The sequence below is a fragment of the Ideonella sp. B508-1 genome (genome assembly GCF_000333615.1).
In the GTDB taxonomy this organism is placed as follows: Bacteria; Pseudomonadota; Gammaproteobacteria; order Burkholderiales; family Burkholderiaceae_C; genus Ideonella.
Map to the genome: position 1 here is coordinate 1 of NZ_BADL01000542.1, position 19,007 is coordinate 19,007.

Genomic DNA, 19,007 nt, shown 5'->3' on the forward strand with positions numbered 1-19,007 from the left:
GGACTTCGACCGCGCCTTCCCCAGCGAACGGGTGGGGGCCTATGAACGCCTGCTGCTGGATGCCATCGCCGGCCGGCTCAACCTCTTCGTGCGCAGCGACGAGCAGGAGCAGGCGTGGCGCTGGGTGGAGCCCATCCTGGACGCCTGGTCGCGCGACGCCACCGGTCTGCGCACCTACGCGGCCGGCAGCTGGGGCCCGGCGGCCGCCAGCGCCCTGGTGGCGCGCGATGGCTTCGCCTGGGCCGAGGAACAATAGGGGACTGAACGCTCACCTCGGCGTGCACCCCACGCTGCCAGAACATGCTTGACCGAATCCGGGCCTCGCTGCCCGCCCTGCCGCCGGCCGAACAACGGGTGGCCGCCCTGTTGCTGAAGGACCCGCGCAGCTTTGCGTCCATGCCGGTGGGCGCGCTGGCCGAGCGTGCCGAGGTGAGCAAGCCCACCGTCGTGCGTTTCTGCCGCAGCGTGGGCTACGACGGCCTGGCGGATTTCAAGCTCAAGCTGGCAGGCGTGGTCAACGAAGGCGTGCCCTTCATCCACCGCGCGGTGGACGAGGACGACCGCGCCGCCGAACTGATCATCAAGGTGGTCGACAACGCGGTCAGCGCGCTGCTCAAGTACCGCAACGCGGCAGCGCCGGCCGCCTGCGAGAAGGCCATCGACGCCCTGACCGAGACCGTGCGCCGCCAGCGCCGGCTGGAGTTCTACGGCATGGGCAACTCGGGCATCGTGGCCCAGGACGCCCAGCACAAGTTCTTCCGCCTGGGCGTCAACGCCACGGCCCAGAGCGACGGCCATGTGCAGCTGATGAGCGCCACCATGCTCAGGCCTGGCGACTGCGTGGTGGCCATCAGCAATTCCGGCCGCAGCCGGGACCTGATCGAGGTGGTGGAGGTCGTTCTACGCAAGGGGGCCACGCTGATCGTCATCACGGCCAGCGGCTCGCCCCTGGCCACCCTGGCCCAGTCCCACGGCCAGACCGTGCTGGCGGCCGACCATCCCGAGGACTACGACCGCTACAGCCCGATGGTGTCGCGCCTGCTGCACCTGACCATCGTCGACATCCTGACCACCGGCGTGGCGCTGCGCCTGGGCCAGGCCCTGCGACCCACGCTGCAGGAGATCAAGCGCAACCTGCGGCTTCGACGCTACACGCCCGAGGACTGAGCCGCCCGAGCCTGCAGGCCCAGCAGGCTGTCCACGCCATAGAGACGGGCCAGGTCGCTCAGCTGGGCCGGCGCCCCCTGAATCACCCAGCGCCGCGCCGGGGCCTGGCGCCGGCAGGCCAGCAACACCGCCAAGGTCGCCGAATCGACCTGCGTCAGCGCACTGGCGTCGAGCACCAGTTCGGCACCGGTCTCGGCATGGATCTGCGACAGCAGGGTGTCCCGGACCTGGCGGGCCTCGGACAGGGTGATCTGGGCAGGCAGGTGCAGCATGTCAGCCCTTGGCCGGCGCGGCCTTGTTCTTCTCGACCAGCTTGCTGATCAGGCCATCGATGCCGCTGGCACTGATCTCCTGGGCAAAGCTGTTCTTGTACTGCTCGACCAGCCACACGCCCAGCACATTGACGTCGTAGATGCGCCAGCCGTCGCCATCCTTCTCGAGGCGGTAGTCCAGCTGGATGGGGTCACCGCGGCCGCGGATCTCCGTGCGCACGACCACCTCGGTGTCGGTGGGCGCGGCACGCAGGGGCTTGAGGGCCACGGTCTGGTCGCGCACCTGCGACAGGGCACCGGCGTAGGTCCGCACCAGCAGGGTCTTGAATTCATCCTGCAGGCGCTTCTTCTGGTCGGGGGTGGCGGTGCGCCAGTAGCGGCCCACGGCCGAGGCCGTCATGCGCTGGAAGTCGACCACCGGCATCACCTTGGCATCGACCAAAGCGTTGATGCGGCCGATGTCGCCGCCCTGGATGGCCTTGTCGCCCTTGACCGAATCGATCACATCGGTCGAGAGCTGGCGAATCATGGTGTCGGGCGCCAGCGCCTCGGCGTGCAAGGTGGGCAAGACCGCCGAGGTGGCGGCAATGGTCAGCACGATGGCGGTACGGGGAAACAGCGGCATGTGGGACGTCATGAGAGGCGCTCCTTGTCTGGTGTGTCGGGCAGCAAGCCCGTGTGGTTCTTCAACGCTGACGGGCGGGCCGGCGTGCACCTGCGCCCGCGTGACAAATTGTTGTCAGGGGTTCTCGTCATCGTCCGGCGGATTGCCGTCATAGACTTGGCTGCGACGGCGGGCCAGGTAGGCGTCACGCAAGAAGCTGTAGCGGTCCAGGGCGACCTCGTCCAGCAGCTGGCTGGCGCCCAGCAGATTGGCCCGGGTGTTCACCACCTTCAGGACGGACACCCCCACCGTGGCGTAAGTTCCGCTGACAAGCTGGGTGTCCATGGAGGCATAGAGATCCACCGGGGTGGCGATGGTGTCGCGCGCGGTGGAGGCGCCCAGCAGCGGCAGCACGATGTAGGGTCCGGGCGGCACCCCCCAGCGCCCCAGGGTCTGACCGAAGTCCTCGCTGTGGCGCTCCAGGCCCAGTTCGGTGGCCTGGTCGAACAGGCCGCCGATGCCGAAGAAGGTGTTGGTGATCACCCGCATCGTCATCTCACCCGCCTGCCCCGGCTTGCCCTGCAGCAACTGGTTCACCGCCGACCAGACATCGCCCAGGTTGCCCAGCACATTCGACACCCCGGTGCGGACCATGCCCGGCACGACCTTCTGGTAGGTCTCCGCGACCGGCTTCAGGACATTCTCATCGAGCTTGTCGTTGAACTCGAACACCTTGCGGTTGAGCGACTCGTAGGGGTCGCGGGGGTTCACGGTGGGCTCGTCGGCTTCGGTGTCATCGGCCGCCGAGGCCGCCGCTGCGGCCGAAGACGCCGCCGCCGGTGCAGAGGTCTCCTCGGCCCAGACGGCCGCGGCCGGTAGCCAGGCGGCCAGCAGAAGCATGCCTGTACGACGCATCATTTCTCGGCTCCCGAAGCCGCCGTTCCGGCATCGGCCGCCTTGCTGAACAGCAGTTGACCGATGAGGTTCTCCAACACCAGGGCCGACTGGGTTTGCTTGATGACATCGCCGGCGGCCAGGTTCTTTTCGTCGGCCCCGGGCTCGATGCCGACGTACTGGTCCCCCAGCAGGCCCGAGGTCAGGATCTTGGCCGAGGAGTCCTTGGGAAACAGGACATCCTTGCGCAGCTCCATCGTGACCACCCCCTGGTAGGTCTGGGGATCCAGCGTGATCGAGCGCACCCGGCCCACATCCACGCCCGCCGAGCGCACCGGCGCCCGCGGCTTGAGGCCACCGATGTTGTCGAAGCGGGCCTGCACCACGTAGCCATCGCCATTGCCGGTGAAGGTCGTCAGGTTGGCGGCCTTCATGGCCAGGAAGACCAGCGCCAGCGCCCCCAGCACCACGAACAGGCCCACCAGGATCTCTGTACTTTTCTTGTTCATCTCGTTTCTCTCGTCGTCGGATCGCGCAGATCAGTGCGTCCGGAACATCAATGCGGTCAGCAGGAAGTCCATGGCCAGGACCAGCAGGGAGGAGATCACCACCCCGCGGGTCGTCGCATAGGACACGCCCCCCGGGGTGGCCACCGCTTCATAACCTTGGTACAGCGCCACGAAGGTGCAGATCACGCCGAACACCGCGGCCTTGACCATGCCGTTGCCGACGTCGTGCCACACATCCACCTGGGACTGCATCGCCGACCAGAAGTTGCCTTCGTCCACCCCGATCAGCCACACCGCCACCACATAGGCACCGAGGATGCCAATGGCGCAGAACAATGCCGCCAGCAGGGGCATGGCCACCACCCCGCCCAGGAAGCGGGGGGCCAGCACCCTGGAGCGCGGGTCCACGGCCATCATCTCCATGGCCGACAACTGCTCACCGGCCTTCATCAGGCCGATCTCGGCGGTGAGCGAGGTGCCGGCCCGCCCGGCGAACAGCAGGGCGGCCACCACCGGCCCCAGCTCCCGCACCAGGGCCAGGTTGATCACCAAACCCAGCGAACTGGTGGCGCCATAGGTGCTGAGCACGTAATAGAGCTGCAGCGCCAGCACGAAACCCACCGCCGCGCCGGAGGCACAGATGATGGCCAGCGACCGGTTGCCGATGGCGTGGATCTGGGTGACCACCAGACCGAACCGGCGCAGGGCCGCCGGCGAGTGGCGCAGCAGATCCAGGAAAAAGAAGGCGGCATGCCCCAGCGAGCGCACCCAGCTGAGCGTGGCCTCGCCAATGCGTCGAAGCAGTTCGGTCATGCGGTCAGCCCCAGGTCCTGGGCCAGCGGATCGGCCGGGTAATGGAAGCGCACCGGGCCATCGGGTTCCCCCCGGATGAACTGGCGCACCTCCGGATCGTCCGAGCTGCTCAGTTCGGCCGGCGTGCCGCTGGCCACCACACGGCCCTGCGAGGACAGCAGGTAGACGTGGTCGGCGATCGCGAAGCTCTCCTGCACATCGTGCGAGACCAGCAGCGTCGTGGCCCCGGTGGCGTCATTGAGCTGGCGCACCAGATTGGCGGTGACCCCCATGGAAATCGGATCCAGCCCGGTGAAGGGCTCGTCGTACATGATGACCTCGGGATCGAGCGCGACCGTGCGGGCCAGCGCGATGCGCCGGGCCATGCCGCCGGAGATCTCGTTGATCTTCAACCGCGCCGCGCCGCGCAGGCCCACGGCCTGCAGCTTCATCAGCACGATGTCCCGGATCATCTCGTCGGGCAGATCGGTGTGCTCGCGCAGCGGGAAGGCCACGTTCTCAAACACATCCAGGTCGGTGAACAGGGCACCGAACTGGAACAACAGGCCCATGCGGCGACGCAGACGGTAGAGCTTCGCCCGGTCCTGGGCGTTCACCACCTCGCTGCCGAAGCGGATCTCACCGCTCAGCACGGGGTACATGCCACCGATCAGGCGCAGCAGCGTGGTCTTGCCGCAGCCGGAGCCCCCCAGGATGGCGGTGACCTTGCCGCGCGGGAAGCTCAGCGACACATCGTTCAAGATGGTTCGCCCGCCCACCTCGTAGGCGAAGGTGACGTGGTCGATCTCGATCAGGTTGTCAGACAAATGCCAGTGCGACCCCCTGGGGCCGGTACCTTGGTTGACACAGAAGAAGGCCCGGTGCGGTAAGGCCACACCGGGCTCGAAGTCAATGCGTAGGATACCGGATCACGGAGGCCGTCGCCTCCGTCGGGAGATTGGGCGCGGTCAGCGCGGCAACACCGAGCTGCCCATCAGGAAGGTGTCCACCTCCCGCGCGGCCTGACGACCCTCGCGGATCGCCCAGACCACCAGGGACTGGCCACGGCGCATGTCGCCGGCGGCAAACACCTTGTCCACGCTGGTGCGGTAACCGCCTTCGTCCGTGCTGGCCTTGGCGTTGCCGCGGTTGTCCTTGCTCACGCCGAAGGCGTCGAGCACGCTGGCCACCGGGCTGACGAAGCCCATCGCCAGCAGCACCAGGTCGGCCTTGTATTCCTTTTCGCTGCCGGGGATCTCGCTCATCTTGCCGTCCTTCCATTCGAGGTGGACGGTCTTCAGGCCGGTGAGCTTGCCCTTGCTGCCGATGAATTCCTTGGTCGCGATCGCGAACTCGCGGGCGCAGCCTTCCTCGTGGCTGGAGCTGGTGCGCAGCTTGATCGGCCAGTAGGGCCAAACCAGGGGCTTGTTCTCCTGCTCGGGCGGCATGGGCATCAGCTCGAACTGGGTCACGCTGGCCGCGCCATGGCGGTTGCTGGTGCCCACGCAGTCGCTGCCGGTGTCGCCGCCACCGATGACGATGACATGCTTGCCATCGGCACGCAGTTGCCCCTTGACCTTGTCACCCGCGTTGACCTTGTTCTGCTGCGGCAGGAACTCCATTGCGAAGTGCACACCGTCCAGGTCGCGCCCGGGCACGGGCAGGTCGCGGCTCTGCTCGGCGCCGCCGCACAGCAGCACCGCGTCGAACTCGGCCTTCAGCTGCTCGGCACTCACCACATCCTTGGCCCAGTTGGTGACCTTGCTGTCCGCGGGCATCTCGCCCACCAGCGTGCTGGTGCGGAAGACCACGCCCTCGGCCTCCATCTGCGCCATCCGGCGGTCGATGTGCGACTTCTCCATCTTGAAGTCGGGAATGCCGTAGCGCAGCAGTCCGCCGAGGCGGTCGTTCTTCTCGAACACCGTGACCGCATGACCGGCGCGCGCCAGCTGCTGGGCCGCGGCCAGGCCGGCCGGACCGCTGCCGATGACCGCCACCTTCTTGCCCGTCTTGACCGCGGGCGGCTGAGGCTGAACCCAGCCCTCCTGCCAGGCCCGGTCGATGATGGCGTGCTCGATGGACTTGATGCCCACCGCATCGTTGTTGATGTTCAGCGTGCAGGCGGCCTCGCAGGGCGCCGGGCAGATGCGACCGGTGAACTCCGGGAAGTTGTTGGTGCTGGACAGCACCGCGAAGGCCTCGGCCCAGCGACCCTTGAACACCAGGTCGTTGAAGTCCGGGATGATGTTGTTGATCGGGCAGCCGTTGTTGCAGAAGGGCGTGCCGCAGTCCATGCAGCGCGCGCCCTGCACCTTGGCCTCGTCGGCCTTCAGCCCGATCACGAACTCCTTGTAGTTCTTCAGGCGCTTCTCGACCGGCTGGTAGCCCTCTTCCAGGCGCTCATATTCCAGGAAGCCAGTGACTTTTCCCATGATGTGATTCCTCGCGTTCGGGGCGTGTTACTTGGCGGCCGCGGTCTTCTCGGCCTTCTTCTCACCCTTGGCCTTGGCGAGCACGTCGCCGGCCTCCTTGGCGGCGTTGATCTCGCCCAGGGCGCGCTTGTACTCGTGCGGGAAGACCTTGACGAACTTGGCCCGCGACTCGGCCCAGTGGTCCAGGATGTGGCGGGCCTGCAGCGAGCCCGTCCACTTGTGGTGGTCCTCGACCATCTTCTTGAGCAGGGCTTCGTCGGTCAAGCCACGGTGCCAGATGGCCGGGTCGACCGAAGCCTCCTGCTCGGCCGCCGGCAGCACCTTGTCCAGGGCCACCATCGCGGTGTTGCAGCGCTTGGCGAACAGGCCGTCCTCGTCGTAGACATAGGCCACGCCGCCGGACATGCCGGCCGCGAAGTTGCGACCGGTCTTGCCCAGCACGACCACAGTGCCGCCGGTCATGTATTCGCAGCCATGGTCGCCCGTGCCCTCGACCACTGCCGAGGCACCCGACAGGCGCACGCCAAAGCGCTCGCCGGCCACGCCGCGGAAGAAGGCCTCACCCGAGGTGGCCCCGATCAGCGCGGTGTTGCCGACGATGATGTTGCTCGTCGAGTCACCCCGGAACTCGATACTGGGCCGCACCACCACGCGGCCACCGGACAGGCCCTTGCCGGTGTAGTCGTTGGCTTCGCCGATCAGGTACAGCGTGATGCCCGGGGCCAGGAAGGCGCCGAAGCTCTGGCCGCCGGTGCCCTCGAGCTGGATGAACAGGGTGTGGTCCGGCAGGCCGTCCGGGCGGTGGCGGATCAGCTCGCCCGAGAGCATGGCGCCCACCGAGCGGTTGACGTTGCGCGCCTCGTCCATGAACTGGACCTTCTCGCCCTTCTCGATGGCCGCGCGGCTCTTCTCGATCAAGCGCACGTCCAGGGCCTTCTCCAGGCCATGCTCCTGCACATCAACGTGGAAGCGCGGCACCTCGACCGGCACGGCCGGCTGGTGGAAGACACGGCTGAAATCCAGGCCCTTGGCCTTCCAGTGGGTCACAGCCTTGCGGGTGTCGAGCAGGTCGGCGCGGCCGATCAGCTCGTCGAAGGTCCGGATGCCCAACTGGGCCATGATCTGGCGGGCTTCCTCGGCAACGAAGAAGAAGTAGTTCACCACGTGCTCGGGCTTGCCCGAGAACTTCTGGCGCAGCACCGGATCCTGCGTGGCCACGCCCACCGGGCAGGTGTTCAGGTGGCATTTGCGCATCATGATGCAGCCTTCGACCACCAGCGGCGCAGTGGCGAAGCCGAACTCGTCGGCCCCCAGCAGCGCACCGATGACGACGTCGCGGCCGGTCTTCATCTGACCATCGGCCTGCACCCGCACGCGGCCGCGCAGGCGGTTGAGCACCAGGGTCTGCTGCGTCTCGGCCAGGCCCAGCTCCCAGGGGGTGCCGGCATGCTTGATCGACGACCACGGCGAGGCGCCCGTGCCACCGTCATGGCCGGCGATCACGATGTGGTCGGCCTTGCACTTGGCCACGCCCGCGGCGATGGTGCCCACACCCACCTCGGACACCAGCTTGACGCTGATGCCGGACTGGGGGTTCACGTTCTTCAGGTCGTGGATCAGCTGGGCCAGATCCTCGATGGAGTAGATGTCGTGGTGCGGCGGCGGCGAGATCAGGCCCACGCCAGGCACCGAGTGGCGCAGACGGCCGATGTAATTCGACACCTTGCCGCCCGGCAGTTGGCCGCCCTCGCCCGGCTTGGCGCCCTGGGCCATCTTGATCTGGATCTGGTCGGCCGAGACGAGGTACTCGGTGGTCACACCGAAACGACCCGAGGCGACCTGCTTGATCTTCGAGCGCAGGCTGTCGCCGTCCTTCATCTCGTAGTCGGCTTCGATCACGTCCTTGCCGACGACGTCCGACACCTTGGTGCCGGCGGTGATGGGGATTCCCTTGAGCTCGTTGCGGTAGCGCGCCGGGTCCTCACCACCTTCACCGGTGTTGCTCTTGCCGCCAATGCGGTTCATCGCCAGGGCCAGGGTGCTGTGGGCCTCGGTGGAGATGGAGCCCAGCGACATGGCACCGGTGGCAAAGCGCTTGACGATCTCGGCCGCCGGTTCGACCTCGTCGACCGGGATGGCCTTGGCCGGGTCGAACTTGAACTCGAACAGGCCGCGCAGCGTCAGGTGGCGCTTGCTCTGGTCATTGATGATCTGGGCGTATTCCTTGTAGGTGTCGAACTTGCCCGAGCGCGTGCTGTGCTGCAGCTTGGCGATGGCGTCCGGCGTCCACATGTGCTCTTCGCCACGGGCGCGCCAGGCGTACTCGCCGCCGGTCTCCAGCATGGCGGCCAGCACCGGGTCGGTGCCGAAGGCGGCGCGGTGGTTGCGCAGCGCTTCTTCCGCCACCTCGAACACGCCGATGCCTTCCACCTGGGTGGCGGTGCCGCGGAAGTACTTGGTGACCAGGTCCTTGGACAGGCCGATGGCCTCGAAGAGCTGGGCGCCGCAGTAGGACATGTAGGTCGACACGCCCATCTTCGACATGATCTTCGAGAGACCCTTGCCGATCGCCTTGATGTAGTTGTAGATCGCCTTTTCGGCCGACAGATCGCCCGGCAGTTCGGCGTGCATGGCCATCAGCGATTCCAGCGCCAGGTAGGGGTGGACCGCTTCGGCGCCGTAGCCCGCCAGCACCGCGAAGTGGTGGACCTCGCGGGCCGAGCCGGTCTCGACGACCAGGCCGGCCGAGGTGCGCAGGCCTTCACGCACCAGGTGGTGGTGGATGGCCGACAGCGCCAGCAGCGCAGGGATCGCGACGTTGTCGCGGTCCATCGCCTTGTCGGTGATGATCAGGATGTTGTGGCCGCTCTGGATGGCGTCCACCGCCTCGGCGCACAGCGAGGCCAGCTTGGCTTCCACCCCCGCCTTGCCCCAGGCCAGCGGGTAGGTGATGTTGACCTCGTAGGTCTTGAACTTGCCGTGCGTCTCGGCCTCGATGCTGCGCAGGCGCGCCATGTCCTGGAAGTCCAGCACCGGCTGGTGCACCTCCAGCCGCATCGGCGGGTTGACCGCGTTGATGTCCAGCAGGTTGGGCTTGGGGCCGATGAAGCTGTTGAGCGACATCACGATGGCTTCGCGGATCGGGTCGATCGGCGGGTTCGTGACCTGGGCAAACAGCTGCTTGAAGTAGTTGTAGAGCGGCTTGTTCTTGTCGGACAGCACGGCCAGCGGGCTGTCGTTGCCCATGGAGCCGATGCCTTCTTCGCCGTTGATGGCCATGGGCGCCATCAGGAACTTGACGTCTTCCTGGGTGTAGCCGAAGGCCTGCTGACGGTCCAGCAGCGTGTCCTTGAAGTAGGCCGGGCCGGCGTTGGCGGGCGCGGACACATCGTCCAGGCGCACGCGGACGTTGTCGATCCACTGGCGGTAGGGCCGGGCGCTGGCGTACTGGTTCTTCAGCTCGGCGTCATCGACGATGCGGCCCTGCTCGAAGTCGATCAGGAACATCTTGCCCGGCTGCAGACGCCACTTCTTGACGATCTTGTTCTCGGGAATGGGCAGCACGCCGGATTCGGACGCCATGACGACCAGGTCATCGTCGGTGACCAGGTAGCGGGCCGGGCGCAGGCCGTTGCGGTCCAGCGTGGCGCCGATCTGCTTCCCGTCGGTGAAGACCATGGCGGCCGGGCCGTCCCAGGGCTCCATCATCGAGGCGTGGTACTCGTAGAAGGCGCGGCGGCGCTCGTCCATCAGCTCGTGGTTCTCCCAGGCTTCCGGGATCATCATCATCGCCGCGTGGGCCAGCGGGTAGCCGGACATCGTCAACAGCTCGAGCGCATTGTCGAAGGTGGCAGTGTCAGACTGGCCTTCGAAGCTGATCGGATAGAGCTTCTTGAGGTCATCGCCCAGCACCGGCGACTTCATCACGCCTTCACGGGCGCGCATCCAGTTGAAGTTGCCCTTGACGGTGTTGATCTCGCCGTTGTGGGCCACCATCCGGTACGGGTGGGCCAGCGGCCACTCGGGGAAGGTGTTGGTGGAGAAGCGCTGGTGCACCAGGGCCAGGGCCGAGACGGCACGCGGGTCCTGCAGGTCCTTGTAGTACTTGCCGACCTGGTCGGCCAGCAGCAGGCCCTTGTAGATGATGGTGCGGCACGACATGCTGGGCACGTAGTACTCGCGGGAGTGGGTCAGCTTCAGGCGCTGGATGGCGGCCGAGGCGGTCTTGCGGATGACGTAGAGCTTCCGCTCCAGTGCATCGGGCACGATGATGTCCGGGCCGCGGCCGATGAAGACCTGGCGGATGATCGGCTCGGTCTTGCGCACGGTGGGCGACATGGGCATGTCCTGGTCCACCGGCACGTCGCGCCAGCCCAGCAGCACCTGGCCTTCGGCCTTGATCGCGCGCTCCAACTCCTGCTCGCAGGCCAGGCGCGACGCATGCTCCTTGGGCAGGAAGATCATGCCCACGCCATATTCACCCGGCGGCGGCAGTTCCACGCCCTGGGCCGCCATCTCCGCACGGAAGAAGTCGTCCGGGATCTGGATCAGGATGCCGGCGCCGTCGCCCATGAGCTTGTCGGCCCCCACCGCGCCCCGGTGGTCCAGGTTCTCCAGGATCTTCAGGCCCTGCTCGATGATGCGATGGTCCTTGTTGCCCTTGATGTGCGCCACAAAGCCCACGCCACAGGCGTCCTTCTCGGCCTCGGGCTGATAGAGGCCATCGGTGGCCAGTGCTTCGATTTCGCTGCGGACAGCAGATCCCGTGGTGGCCTGGGTCATGGCGCACTCCTTGGCAGAAAACGTGGAATGGCGCGAGTTTGCGCGGAAACCCGCAGCCCGACAAGTGGAATTAAATGGTGTCAGAGACGAATTAAATTCAACCCAGCGTCTTGTTTGTATTAATTGGTGCCAGAGTCGATTCGAGGCTTGACCTTCGAACCTGCTGGGCGCCCCCGGGGACGCGGCGCCAGCGACCGATGCAACTCGCGTTCCAGCGCATGGCGCGCAGATTCATCTCCGAGCAGCAAGCCGCTGCGCATGGCCTGCTCGATGGCTTGACGCGTCGCAGGCGACACCCCTTGCCCAAGGCGCGCGCGGTAAGCCGCCTCGCGTTCGAAGGGGGTGTTGCCCAGGGCCCAGACCACGCGGTGGGGGGTGACCAGCGGGTCGTGGCGCGACCCGAGGTGGTGCGCGGCACTGGTCCAGACCACAGATTCGGCCTCGGATCCGATCGGGGCGACGATGGATTCCAGGTAGCACTGGCAATCCAGCACCGACGCCTCGTCCACCAGATGAGACGCGAAGCGCCCCGCCCACAGGGTGCCGCTGCGGCCGTAGCGACGGTTGAAGGCCGCGACATAGCGACGGCCCAGGGCCTGCATCATGCGGCTGATGGCCTCTGCGGTCTGGGGTGTGAGCAGCAGATGCACCCGGTCCTCGCCCAGGGCATAGGCGTGCACCGCCACACGCGATTCGCGGGCCACTTCGGCCAGATGGTGGAGGTACTGGCGGCGGTCCTCGTCGTCCAGAAAGATCGGACCGTGGTTGTGACCGCGCTGGACCACATGGTGCGGATGCGCCGGCAGGAAGAGGCGTTGGGGACGGACCATGGGCTCAGTCTACCCAGCCGGTGTCGTCCCTCAGCTCAGTCGCCCAGCGCAAACAGATCGCGCCCGTAAAGCCGGCGATGCTCCCGACAGGCGAAGCGATCCGTCATGCCCGCGATGTAGTCAGCCACCGCCCGCGGTGCATCCGCGCCCCGGTGTTCGACAGGCAGCTCCTGCGGCGCGGCCAGGTAGGCGGCGAACAGCTCGCGGACGATCGTCCTTCCAATCTCGGTGGTGGCCATCACCTGCGGATGGCGGTACAGGTGTCGGAAGAGGTAGCGCTTGAGCTCGACACTGGCTCGCTTCATGTCGTCGCTGAAGGCCACCAACGGCGGCACCTGCCGGGCCTCGTCGGCACTGCTCACGCCGGCCTCCGCCAGGGCCGCACCGGTGGCATCGATGACGTCGTACACCTGCTGCGACAGCATGCGCCGGATGACCTCGGCCAGGAACCGCCGGGGCTCGGCGTCCCGCAGACGGCCGTGGTCGGCATCCACCTCCGCCGCAAAGCGCGCGAACAGGGGCACGTCCCGGAGTTGGTCGAGCTGCAGGAGACCGGAACGGACACCATCATCGATGTCATGGGCGTTGTAGGCGATCTCGTCGGCCAGATTGGTCAGCTGGGCTTCCAGACTGGGCTGGTGGCCGCGCAGGAAGCGCTCCCCCACCCCACCCGGCTCCTCGGCCTCCAGGTGCTCGGCCAGCGCCAGCGGACATCGCTTGAGGATGCCCTCTCGGGTTTCAAAGCACAGGTTCAGACCGTCCCATTCGGGATAGCGTCGCTCCAGCCGGTCCACGACCCGCAGACTTTGGAGGTTGTGCTCGAAGCCGCCATGCGCCCGCATGCACTCGTCCAAAGCGTCCTGGCCCGCGTGGCCGAAGGGGGTGTGGCCCAGGTCATGGGCCAGTGCCACGGCCTCGACCAGATCCTCGTTCAGCCCCAGGCTGCGAGCGATGGAACGCCCCAGTTGCGCCACCTCCAGAGAGTGGGTCAGCCGGGTGCGAAAGAGATCCCCCTCGTGGTTGAGGAAGACCTGTGTCTTGTAGACCAGACGCCGAAAGGCACTGCTGTGGACGATGCGATCGCGATCGCGCTGGAACTCGCTGCGGGTGGGCGCCGGCACCTCCGCCACCCGTCGGCCGCGGGACCGAGCCGGGTCGGAGGCATAGGGGGCCAGCGTGCTCACCCGGATCTCAGGCCGTGCAGGCCGCGATCGTTTCGCGCACCAGGGCCTCGGGCGCCGCACGCACCACCGCCCGCCCCACACCATCGATCAGGACAAAGCGGATGTCGCCGGCTTCGGCCTTCTTATCCACCCGCATGTGGTGCAGGTATTCGTCGGCGGACAGCGCAGGCCCGACCACCGGCAACCCGGCACGGCCGACCAGGCTGCGCAGGCGCATGACGAACTCGGGCGGCACCAGGCCCAGCCGCGCCGACAGATCGGCCGCCATCACCAGCCCGGCGCCCACGGCTTCGCCATGCAGCCAGGTGCCAAAGCCCAACCCAGCTTCGATGGCGTGACCGAAGGTGTGACCGAAATTCAAGATGGCCCGCAAGCCGCCCTCGCGCTCATCGGCGGACACCACGGTGGCCTTGATTTCACAGGAACGCTGCACGGCATGCACGACGGCCTCAGGATCCAACGCCACCAGTGCCTCAATGTGGGACTCGATCCAGTCCAGGAAGGACACGTCGGCGATGGGGCCGTACTTGATGATCTCGGCCAGGCCCGCGGAGACTTCGCGGGCGGGCAGGGTCCGCAGGGTCGAGATGTCGCAGAACACGCGCAAGGGCTGATAGAACGCCCCGATCATGTTCTTGCCCAAGGGGTGGTTGATGGCGGTCTTGCCACCGACCGAAGAATCCACCTGGGACAGCAGGGTGGTGGGAACCTGAATGAAGGGCACGCCACGCATGTAGCAGGCGGCCGCAAATCCCGTCATGTCCCCGATGACGCCACCGCCCAGGGCCACCAGCACCGCCTTGCGGTCACAGTGCCCGGCCAGCAGGTGGTCGAAGATGAGGTTCAGCGAAGCCCAATCCTTGTGGCTCTCACCATCGGGCAGCACCACGCACTCCACCCGCGGGTACAGCCCCCGCAGATGGGTGCAAAGCCGATCTGCATACAGGGGCGCCACGACCGTGTTCGTGACGACGACCGCCACGGACGCAGGAGGCAAGCCCCGCCAGGCGGCTGGGGAGCCCATCAGGCCCTCGCCAATCAGCACCTCGTAGCTGCGATCTCCCAGCGCGATCGGCACACGCGCTGCCACGCCTTCTATGACTTCCACCATGCAGGCAGTTTACGCGGAGTCCGACGAAGCACCGGCATCCCGCCCCTGATCGGAGGGTGAGGCAGGACCGGTACCCAACTCCAGTTGCATGGCCAGCAAATGGGCGATGGCCGATACCGAGCTGCGTCCGGTGTCCACCACCAAATCCGCCACGGCGCGATACAGGGGGTCTCTTTGTGAGAACAGCTGGCGGAGCCGGATGGCCGGATCGACATCCTGCAGCAAGGGCCGCTGGGTGTCGTGGCGCAGCCGACGAACGAGGTCGTCCACGCTGGCACGCAGATACACCACCGTGTTGCCGGACTGCTTCAAGGCGGTCCGGTTGGCTTCGCGCAGAACGGCACCGCCGCCCGTGGCCAGGACGATCTGTTGGCGGACTGCTAGCCTGGCAATCATCGCCTCTTCAAGCGCCCGGAAGCTGTCCTCGCCGTACTGCTCGAAATGGGAACGGATGCTGTGCCCGAGCTCGCGCTCGATCTCAGCATCCGAATCCAGCAACTGCCAGCCCAACAACCTTGCCAGTTGACGCCCGACGGTGGACTTGCCACTGCCGGGCATGCCGACCAAGACAACAGCCGCAGTCACTGCACCGGGTACACGATGCTAAAACGCTGGTACGAAACGTTGCCACCGGTGCTGGTGAACTGCAGGTTCACGAAGCCGGTAGCCTGATGGCTGCCGGTCGCGCTGCACGAAGGGCTCAGCGAACTTTGCGTGGCATCCACCTCGAGACTCAAGGGCGTCGGCACGAACGAGCGCGAGTCCAACACCGGAGATCCCGCCTTGACCGTGGCGTTCAAGTTGGAGGTGGCCGAGCTCAACGCAACCGTGGTCCCTGCATTCACCGAACGCCCCGTTGCACTGTCCTGCACCAACATCTCAAAGGTCTGTTTGCAACTGCTCAGAACCAACTGACCATTCCATGATGCACCGGTCGATGTGGTCAGCAGCGGTGTGCCGCCATTCGCGCCGGGCATGTTGATGTGCAGCGAGCCGGCCAACTGCGTACTGTTACCCACCTTTGCTGTGGCCGTGACCGTTGCCAAGCCGTCTCCACGGGGATTTTGGACTCGGAAGCTCACGTCGCAGGTGCCATTCACGGTCAGGCACCCACCAAGAGTGGAAGACGCGATCGCCCCAAAATCGGTGGTGAAAGACACTGCCACACCGTCAGGCACGGGATTCCCATTTGCGTCGGCCAGAAATGCGCTGACCTTGGTTGAATCCCCTGTCAGAGTGCCATCCAAGTTGTACTTGGCAGCCACGATCTCGAAGGCCTGCTGAACAGCCACATCGTTACTGACCACCAGCGTATCGGACTGGCCCGTCACTGCAGAATTCGCCTCCGCAGTAGCGGTGATCACCACACTGGTGGCGATACTCCCAGACTGCACGGTTGTAGTCACCAAGCCGGAGGAGTCGCTCACCGCCGAGGGAATGTTGAGCGATACAACGTTGGCTGGATTGGCGGCAAAGGCCACCTTGGCCCCTTCGATGGGCGCATTACTCGCATCTACTACCTTAAATGTCAGGGTGGCGGATTCTGTGCGGCCATTGCCACCAGCGCCCTTCACGACAATAGCTGTACCGGCCGGCGTCACACTGACGAAGTTGATCGCTGAGGGCACCGCCGGCGTGGCACTCGCAGAGCCTGCCTTGATCTGGAAGGAGGTGCTCCCTGACCAGGAGCTACTGCCAACGTCGGTGCTGGCGCTAATAGCCATCGCACCAGTGGTGGATGTATTCACCGCGGCGACATCCACCTTGGCAACGCCGTTGGCGTCCGTCAATGCAGTGGCCGAAGAGGGCGAAAACGTCACTAGGCTCGCACCAGACTGACTGAAGCTCACTACCACCCCACTTACAGGTGAACCACTAGAGGAGGTGACCGTCGCGACAGCTTGGACAGTTTCTGTGCTGCTGATGCTGGTTGTCGGAGTTCCAGAACGCTGAAGTGAAACAGCTACCACATAGGCCGCCGTGGTACCGGCTCCAGAACCACTCCCACCGCCGCCAAATGGCGATGTACCGGCTTCAGAGCTGCTGCCTCCACCACAACCGCCGATCATGAACATCGTGGCCATCAGCAGCCACGCGGAGAACTTGCGGAACATTATTCCCTCCCAATATTGCCGAACCCAACGCCCTCCGCTCAGCGGGTGGCGGACCTGTCGGTCACGATCTTGGGCGTGATGAACACCAGCAGCTCCGTGCGGGTGGTGTAACGGGTGCGGTCCTTGAACAGGTAGCCCAGCACCGGGATGTCGCCCAGGAAAGGCACCTTGTTCACATCGTCCCGGTCCTGCTGCGTGAAGATGCCGCCGATCACCACCGTCCCGCCGTTTTCCACCAGGACCTGCGTCTTGACGTGCTTGGTGTTGATGGCAGGGCCGGCCGTGGTGTCGGTCCCGCGGCTGTCGTTGTTGACCTCCAGCGCCAGGATGACATTGCCTTCCGGGGTGATTTGCGGCGTCACCTCGAGTCGCAGACTGGCCTTCTTGAAGCTCACCGAGGTGGCGCCACTGGAGGTGGCCTGCTGGTAGGGAATCTCCACACCCTGCTCGACCTCCGCCTTGGTCTGATCCGTGGTGATCACACGCGGGCTCGACACCACCTTGCCCCGGCCTTCGGATTCCAACGCCGAGAGTTCAAGATTCAGGAAGCGGTTGGCCGAAGCACTGAACAGCGACAGCGCGAACGAGGCCGCCGACGCAGTCGTGAAGGCGCTGGTGCTCGCGGGCAGGTTGACGAACTGGGTGTTCGTGTAAGCCGTGTCGGTGGTCTGCTGGCCGGTCTGGTAGCCGACCTGGTTGTAGTTCCCGCCGACGGTCACGTAGTTGCTGCCTCCCACCGAATAGCCGGGAATGCCGCCGTTGACGCCGCGCAGATCGCTGGCCCCCAACTTCACACCCAAAGCGCGACCGAAGGTATCGTCAGCCTCCACCACGCGGGCCTCAATCAACACTTGGCGAACCGGGATGTCGATCTTGCTGATCATCAGGCTCACTTCCTCCAGCTTGGACGGGATGTCCGAGACGAAGAGCTGGTTGGTGCGGGTTTCATAGAGCACCGAACCGCGCTGCGTGAGGATGCGGGTCGCCTTGCCACTGCCGCCGGACCCTGACGAGGAGGTGTCGCCAATCAGCGCCTTGGCCACTTCTTCGGCCTTCGTGTAGTTCAGCTGGAAGGACTGGGTCCGAACGGGCTCGAGATCGGCGATCTTCTGCTTCGCTTCCAGATCGGCCTGCTCCTTGGTGGCCAACTCCTCCTTGGGCGCGATCCACAGCACATTGCCGGACTTGCGCATGCCCAGGCCCTTGGCCTGCAGGATGATGTCCAGTGCCTGATCCCAGGGCACATCCTTGAGTCGAAGGGTCACATTGCCTGTCACCGTGTCGCTGGTCACCACATTGAAGTTGGTGAAGTCCGCGATCACCTGCAGCAGGGCCCGCACTTCGATGTTCTGGAAGTTCAGCGAAAGCTTCTCGCCCTGATAGCCCGGCCCCTGCACGGCCTTGTTCGGGTCCATGCGCACGGGGCGAACCTCCAGCACGAACTGGTTGTCGGTCTGGTAAGCGCTGTGCTCCCATGCCCCCGTGGGGTGCACGACCATACGCACCCGATCACCACTCTGCGTGGTCGTGATGCTCTGCACCGGCGAACCGAAGTCCGAGACATCCAGCTTGCGGCGCAGATTTTCCGGCAAGGTCGACTTCAGGAAATCGACCACCAGGTTCTGCCCCTGCTGACGCAAGTCCACACCCACCTGGGTGTTGGCCAGCCCCACGATCACCCGACCGGATCCATCGACACCACGGCGAAAGTCGATGTCACGGATCGCGAGCTGGTCCGTGTTCTGGCTGCTCGCAAAATGCACTGGCTGCGATGCCGCGCCTGGCGCAGAACTCCCCACTGCATCCAAAGCAATCGTCAGGATGTTGCCCTGGACATGGGTCTGGTACGTGGCCGTCTGCTTCAGGTTCAGCACCAGGCGGGTGCGCTCCCCCGTGCTCGCCACGCTCACGGACCGCACATTGCCCTGGTTGATCTCGACATTGCCCACACCCAGGCCATTGCCAACCTGCGGCAGATCCACCGCCACCCGCGGGGGTGCCTGGATGACGAAGCCTGAAGGCTGGGCCGTCAGGGGCTGACTGAGCTCGACCCGCACGACCTCGCCATTGGCCTGCTGGCTGGCGGTCACAGAACGGATCATGTTCTGACTTTGCGCCCACACGGGGGCGATCATGCCCACAGAGAGCAACACGGCAGCGGCCATCCAACCACGCATCTTGCGAGACTCCAAGCTGTTGTTCATTTCCCCGACTCCTGAAGCTGGAGGGTGCTGGTGCGTTCGATCCATTCACCGGAAGCGTCCTGCGCGATCTCTCTCAGGTCGATCTCGGTTTCGGTGATTCGAGTGATCTTGC

At 65.7% G+C, this 19,007-nt stretch carries 16 protein-coding genes and 1 pseudogene; 2 read left to right on the forward strand and 15 right to left on the reverse strand.

Annotated features, from left to right (window positions below):
- Both I73_RS29635 and I73_RS21130 read left to right on the forward strand, forming a co-directional pair.
- A pseudogene (locus I73_RS29635) lies at positions 1–256 on the forward strand (glucose-6-phosphate dehydrogenase); the annotation flags it as partial.
- Between the two features lie 44 nt (positions 257–300).
- On the forward strand, positions 301–1,167 hold the full coding sequence (locus tag I73_RS21130; RefSeq protein WP_022982440.1) for a MurR/RpiR family transcriptional regulator: 867 nt from the start codon (positions 301–303) through the stop codon (positions 1,165–1,167).
- Here the strand turns inward: I73_RS21130 and I73_RS21135 are convergent.
- The 15 genes from I73_RS21135 to I73_RS29645 all read right to left on the reverse strand — a co-directional run.
- Positions 1,149–1,439, reverse strand: a complete 291-nt coding sequence (locus I73_RS21135; RefSeq protein WP_022982441.1) for a lipid asymmetry maintenance protein MlaB — start codon at positions 1,437–1,439, stop codon at positions 1,149–1,151. The genes I73_RS21130 and I73_RS21135 overlap by 19 nt on opposite strands.
- Position 1,440: 1 nt before the next feature.
- Positions 1,441–2,076 carry a phospholipid-binding protein MlaC gene (locus tag I73_RS21140; RefSeq protein ID WP_083876961.1) on the reverse strand — a complete coding sequence of 212 codons (636 nt, stop codon included), beginning with the start codon at positions 2,074–2,076 and terminating at the stop codon, positions 1,441–1,443.
- Between the two features lie 102 nt (positions 2,077–2,178).
- Positions 2,179–2,961 carry a VacJ family lipoprotein gene (locus tag I73_RS29640; RefSeq protein WP_234409570.1) on the reverse strand — a complete coding sequence of 261 codons (783 nt, stop codon included), beginning with the start codon at positions 2,959–2,961 and terminating at the stop codon, positions 2,179–2,181.
- Entirely contained in the window at positions 2,958–3,446 is a 489-nt protein-coding gene (mlaD, locus tag I73_RS21150; protein WP_022982444.1) for an outer membrane lipid asymmetry maintenance protein MlaD, read from the reverse strand. Before mlaD ends, I73_RS29640 begins: the two co-directional genes overlap by 4 nt.
- A 30-nt stretch (positions 3,447–3,476) precedes the next feature.
- A complete protein-coding gene (gene mlaE / locus I73_RS21155; RefSeq protein ID WP_022982445.1) occupies positions 3,477–4,259 on the reverse strand; it encodes a lipid asymmetry maintenance ABC transporter permease subunit MlaE in 783 nt (260 codons plus the stop codon).
- A complete protein-coding gene (locus tag I73_RS21160; RefSeq protein ID WP_022982446.1) occupies positions 4,256–5,065 on the reverse strand; it encodes an ABC transporter ATP-binding protein in 810 nt (269 codons plus the stop codon). The genes mlaE and I73_RS21160 overlap by 4 nt, the downstream gene beginning before the upstream one ends.
- A gap of 141 nt (positions 5,066–5,206) precedes the next feature.
- On the reverse strand, positions 5,207–6,670 hold the full coding sequence (locus tag I73_RS21165) for a glutamate synthase subunit beta (RefSeq protein WP_022982447.1): 1,464 nt from the start codon (positions 6,668–6,670) through the stop codon (positions 5,207–5,209).
- A gap of 27 nt (positions 6,671–6,697) precedes the next feature.
- Positions 6,698–11,452 (reverse strand): glutamate synthase-related protein, encoded by a 4,755-nt coding sequence (locus tag I73_RS21170; RefSeq protein WP_022982448.1) that lies wholly within the window; start codon positions 11,450–11,452, stop codon positions 6,698–6,700.
- A 119-nt stretch (positions 11,453–11,571) separates the two neighbouring features.
- Complete coding sequence (locus I73_RS21175; RefSeq protein ID WP_022982449.1) at positions 11,572–12,282, reverse strand: transposase; 711 nt, start codon at positions 12,280–12,282, stop codon at positions 11,572–11,574.
- Between the two features lie 35 nt (positions 12,283–12,317).
- Positions 12,318–13,466, reverse strand: coding sequence for a deoxyguanosinetriphosphate triphosphohydrolase (locus I73_RS21180; RefSeq protein WP_022982450.1), 1,149 nt, complete (start codon positions 13,464–13,466; stop codon positions 12,318–12,320).
- Between the two features lie 7 nt (positions 13,467–13,473).
- Entirely contained in the window at positions 13,474–14,577 is a 1,104-nt protein-coding gene (aroB, locus tag I73_RS21185) for a 3-dehydroquinate synthase (protein ID WP_022982451.1), read from the reverse strand.
- A gap of 9 nt (positions 14,578–14,586) precedes the next feature.
- Positions 14,587–15,144, reverse strand: coding sequence for a shikimate kinase (locus I73_RS21190; protein ID WP_255348174.1), 558 nt, complete (start codon positions 15,142–15,144; stop codon positions 14,587–14,589).
- 14 nt (positions 15,145–15,158) lie between these two features.
- A complete protein-coding gene (locus I73_RS32845; protein WP_148289880.1) occupies positions 15,159–16,691 on the reverse strand; it encodes a hypothetical protein in 1,533 nt (510 codons plus the stop codon).
- Positions 16,692–16,729: 38 nt separating this feature from the next.
- Positions 16,730–18,895: a type IV pilus secretin PilQ gene (gene pilQ, locus I73_RS21200; RefSeq protein WP_022982454.1), complete on the reverse strand. Its 2,166-nt coding sequence runs from the start codon at positions 18,893–18,895 to the stop codon at positions 16,730–16,732.
- Positions 18,892–19,007, reverse strand: a 116-nt coding sequence (locus I73_RS29645; protein ID WP_040501271.1) for a pilus assembly protein PilP, incomplete at its 5' end; no start/stop codon positions are given. The genes I73_RS29645 and pilQ, both read right to left, overlap by 4 nt.

Excerpts from the sequence above, each read along its gene's own strand:
- I73_RS21130 (WP_022982440.1), top strand. The coding sequence starts at position 301 with ATGCTTGACCGAATCCGGGCCTCGCTGCCCGCCCTGCCGCCGGCCGAA.
- I73_RS21135 (WP_022982441.1), bottom strand. The coding sequence starts at position 1,439 with ATGCTGCACCTGCCTGCCCAGATCACCCTGTCCGAGGCCCGCCAGGTC.
- I73_RS21140 (WP_083876961.1), bottom strand. The coding sequence starts at position 2,076 with ATGACGTCCCACATGCCGCTGTTTCCCCGTACCGCCATCGTGCTGACC.
- I73_RS29640 (WP_234409570.1), bottom strand. The coding sequence starts at position 2,961 with ATGATGCGTCGTACAGGCATGCTTCTGCTGGCCGCCTGGCTACCGGCC.
- mlaD (WP_022982444.1), bottom strand. The coding sequence starts at position 3,446 with ATGAACAAGAAAAGTACAGAGATCCTGGTGGGCCTGTTCGTGGTGCTG.
- mlaE (WP_022982445.1), bottom strand. The coding sequence starts at position 4,259 with ATGACCGAACTGCTTCGACGCATTGGCGAGGCCACGCTCAGCTGGGTG.
- I73_RS21165 (WP_022982447.1), bottom strand. The coding sequence starts at position 6,670 with ATGGGAAAAGTCACTGGCTTCCTGGAATATGAGCGCCTGGAAGAGGGC.
- I73_RS21170 (WP_022982448.1), bottom strand. The coding sequence starts at position 11,452 with ATGACCCAGGCCACCACGGGATCTGCTGTCCGCAGCGAAATCGAAGCA.
- I73_RS21175 (WP_022982449.1), bottom strand. The coding sequence starts at position 12,282 with ATGGTCCGTCCCCAACGCCTCTTCCTGCCGGCGCATCCGCACCATGTG.
- aroB (WP_022982451.1), bottom strand. The coding sequence starts at position 14,577 with ATGGTGGAAGTCATAGAAGGCGTGGCAGCGCGTGTGCCGATCGCGCTG.
- I73_RS32845 (WP_148289880.1), bottom strand. The coding sequence starts at position 16,691 with ATGTTCCGCAAGTTCTCCGCGTGGCTGCTGATGGCCACGATGTTCATG.
- pilQ (WP_022982454.1), bottom strand. The coding sequence starts at position 18,895 with ATGAACAACAGCTTGGAGTCTCGCAAGATGCGTGGTTGGATGGCCGCT.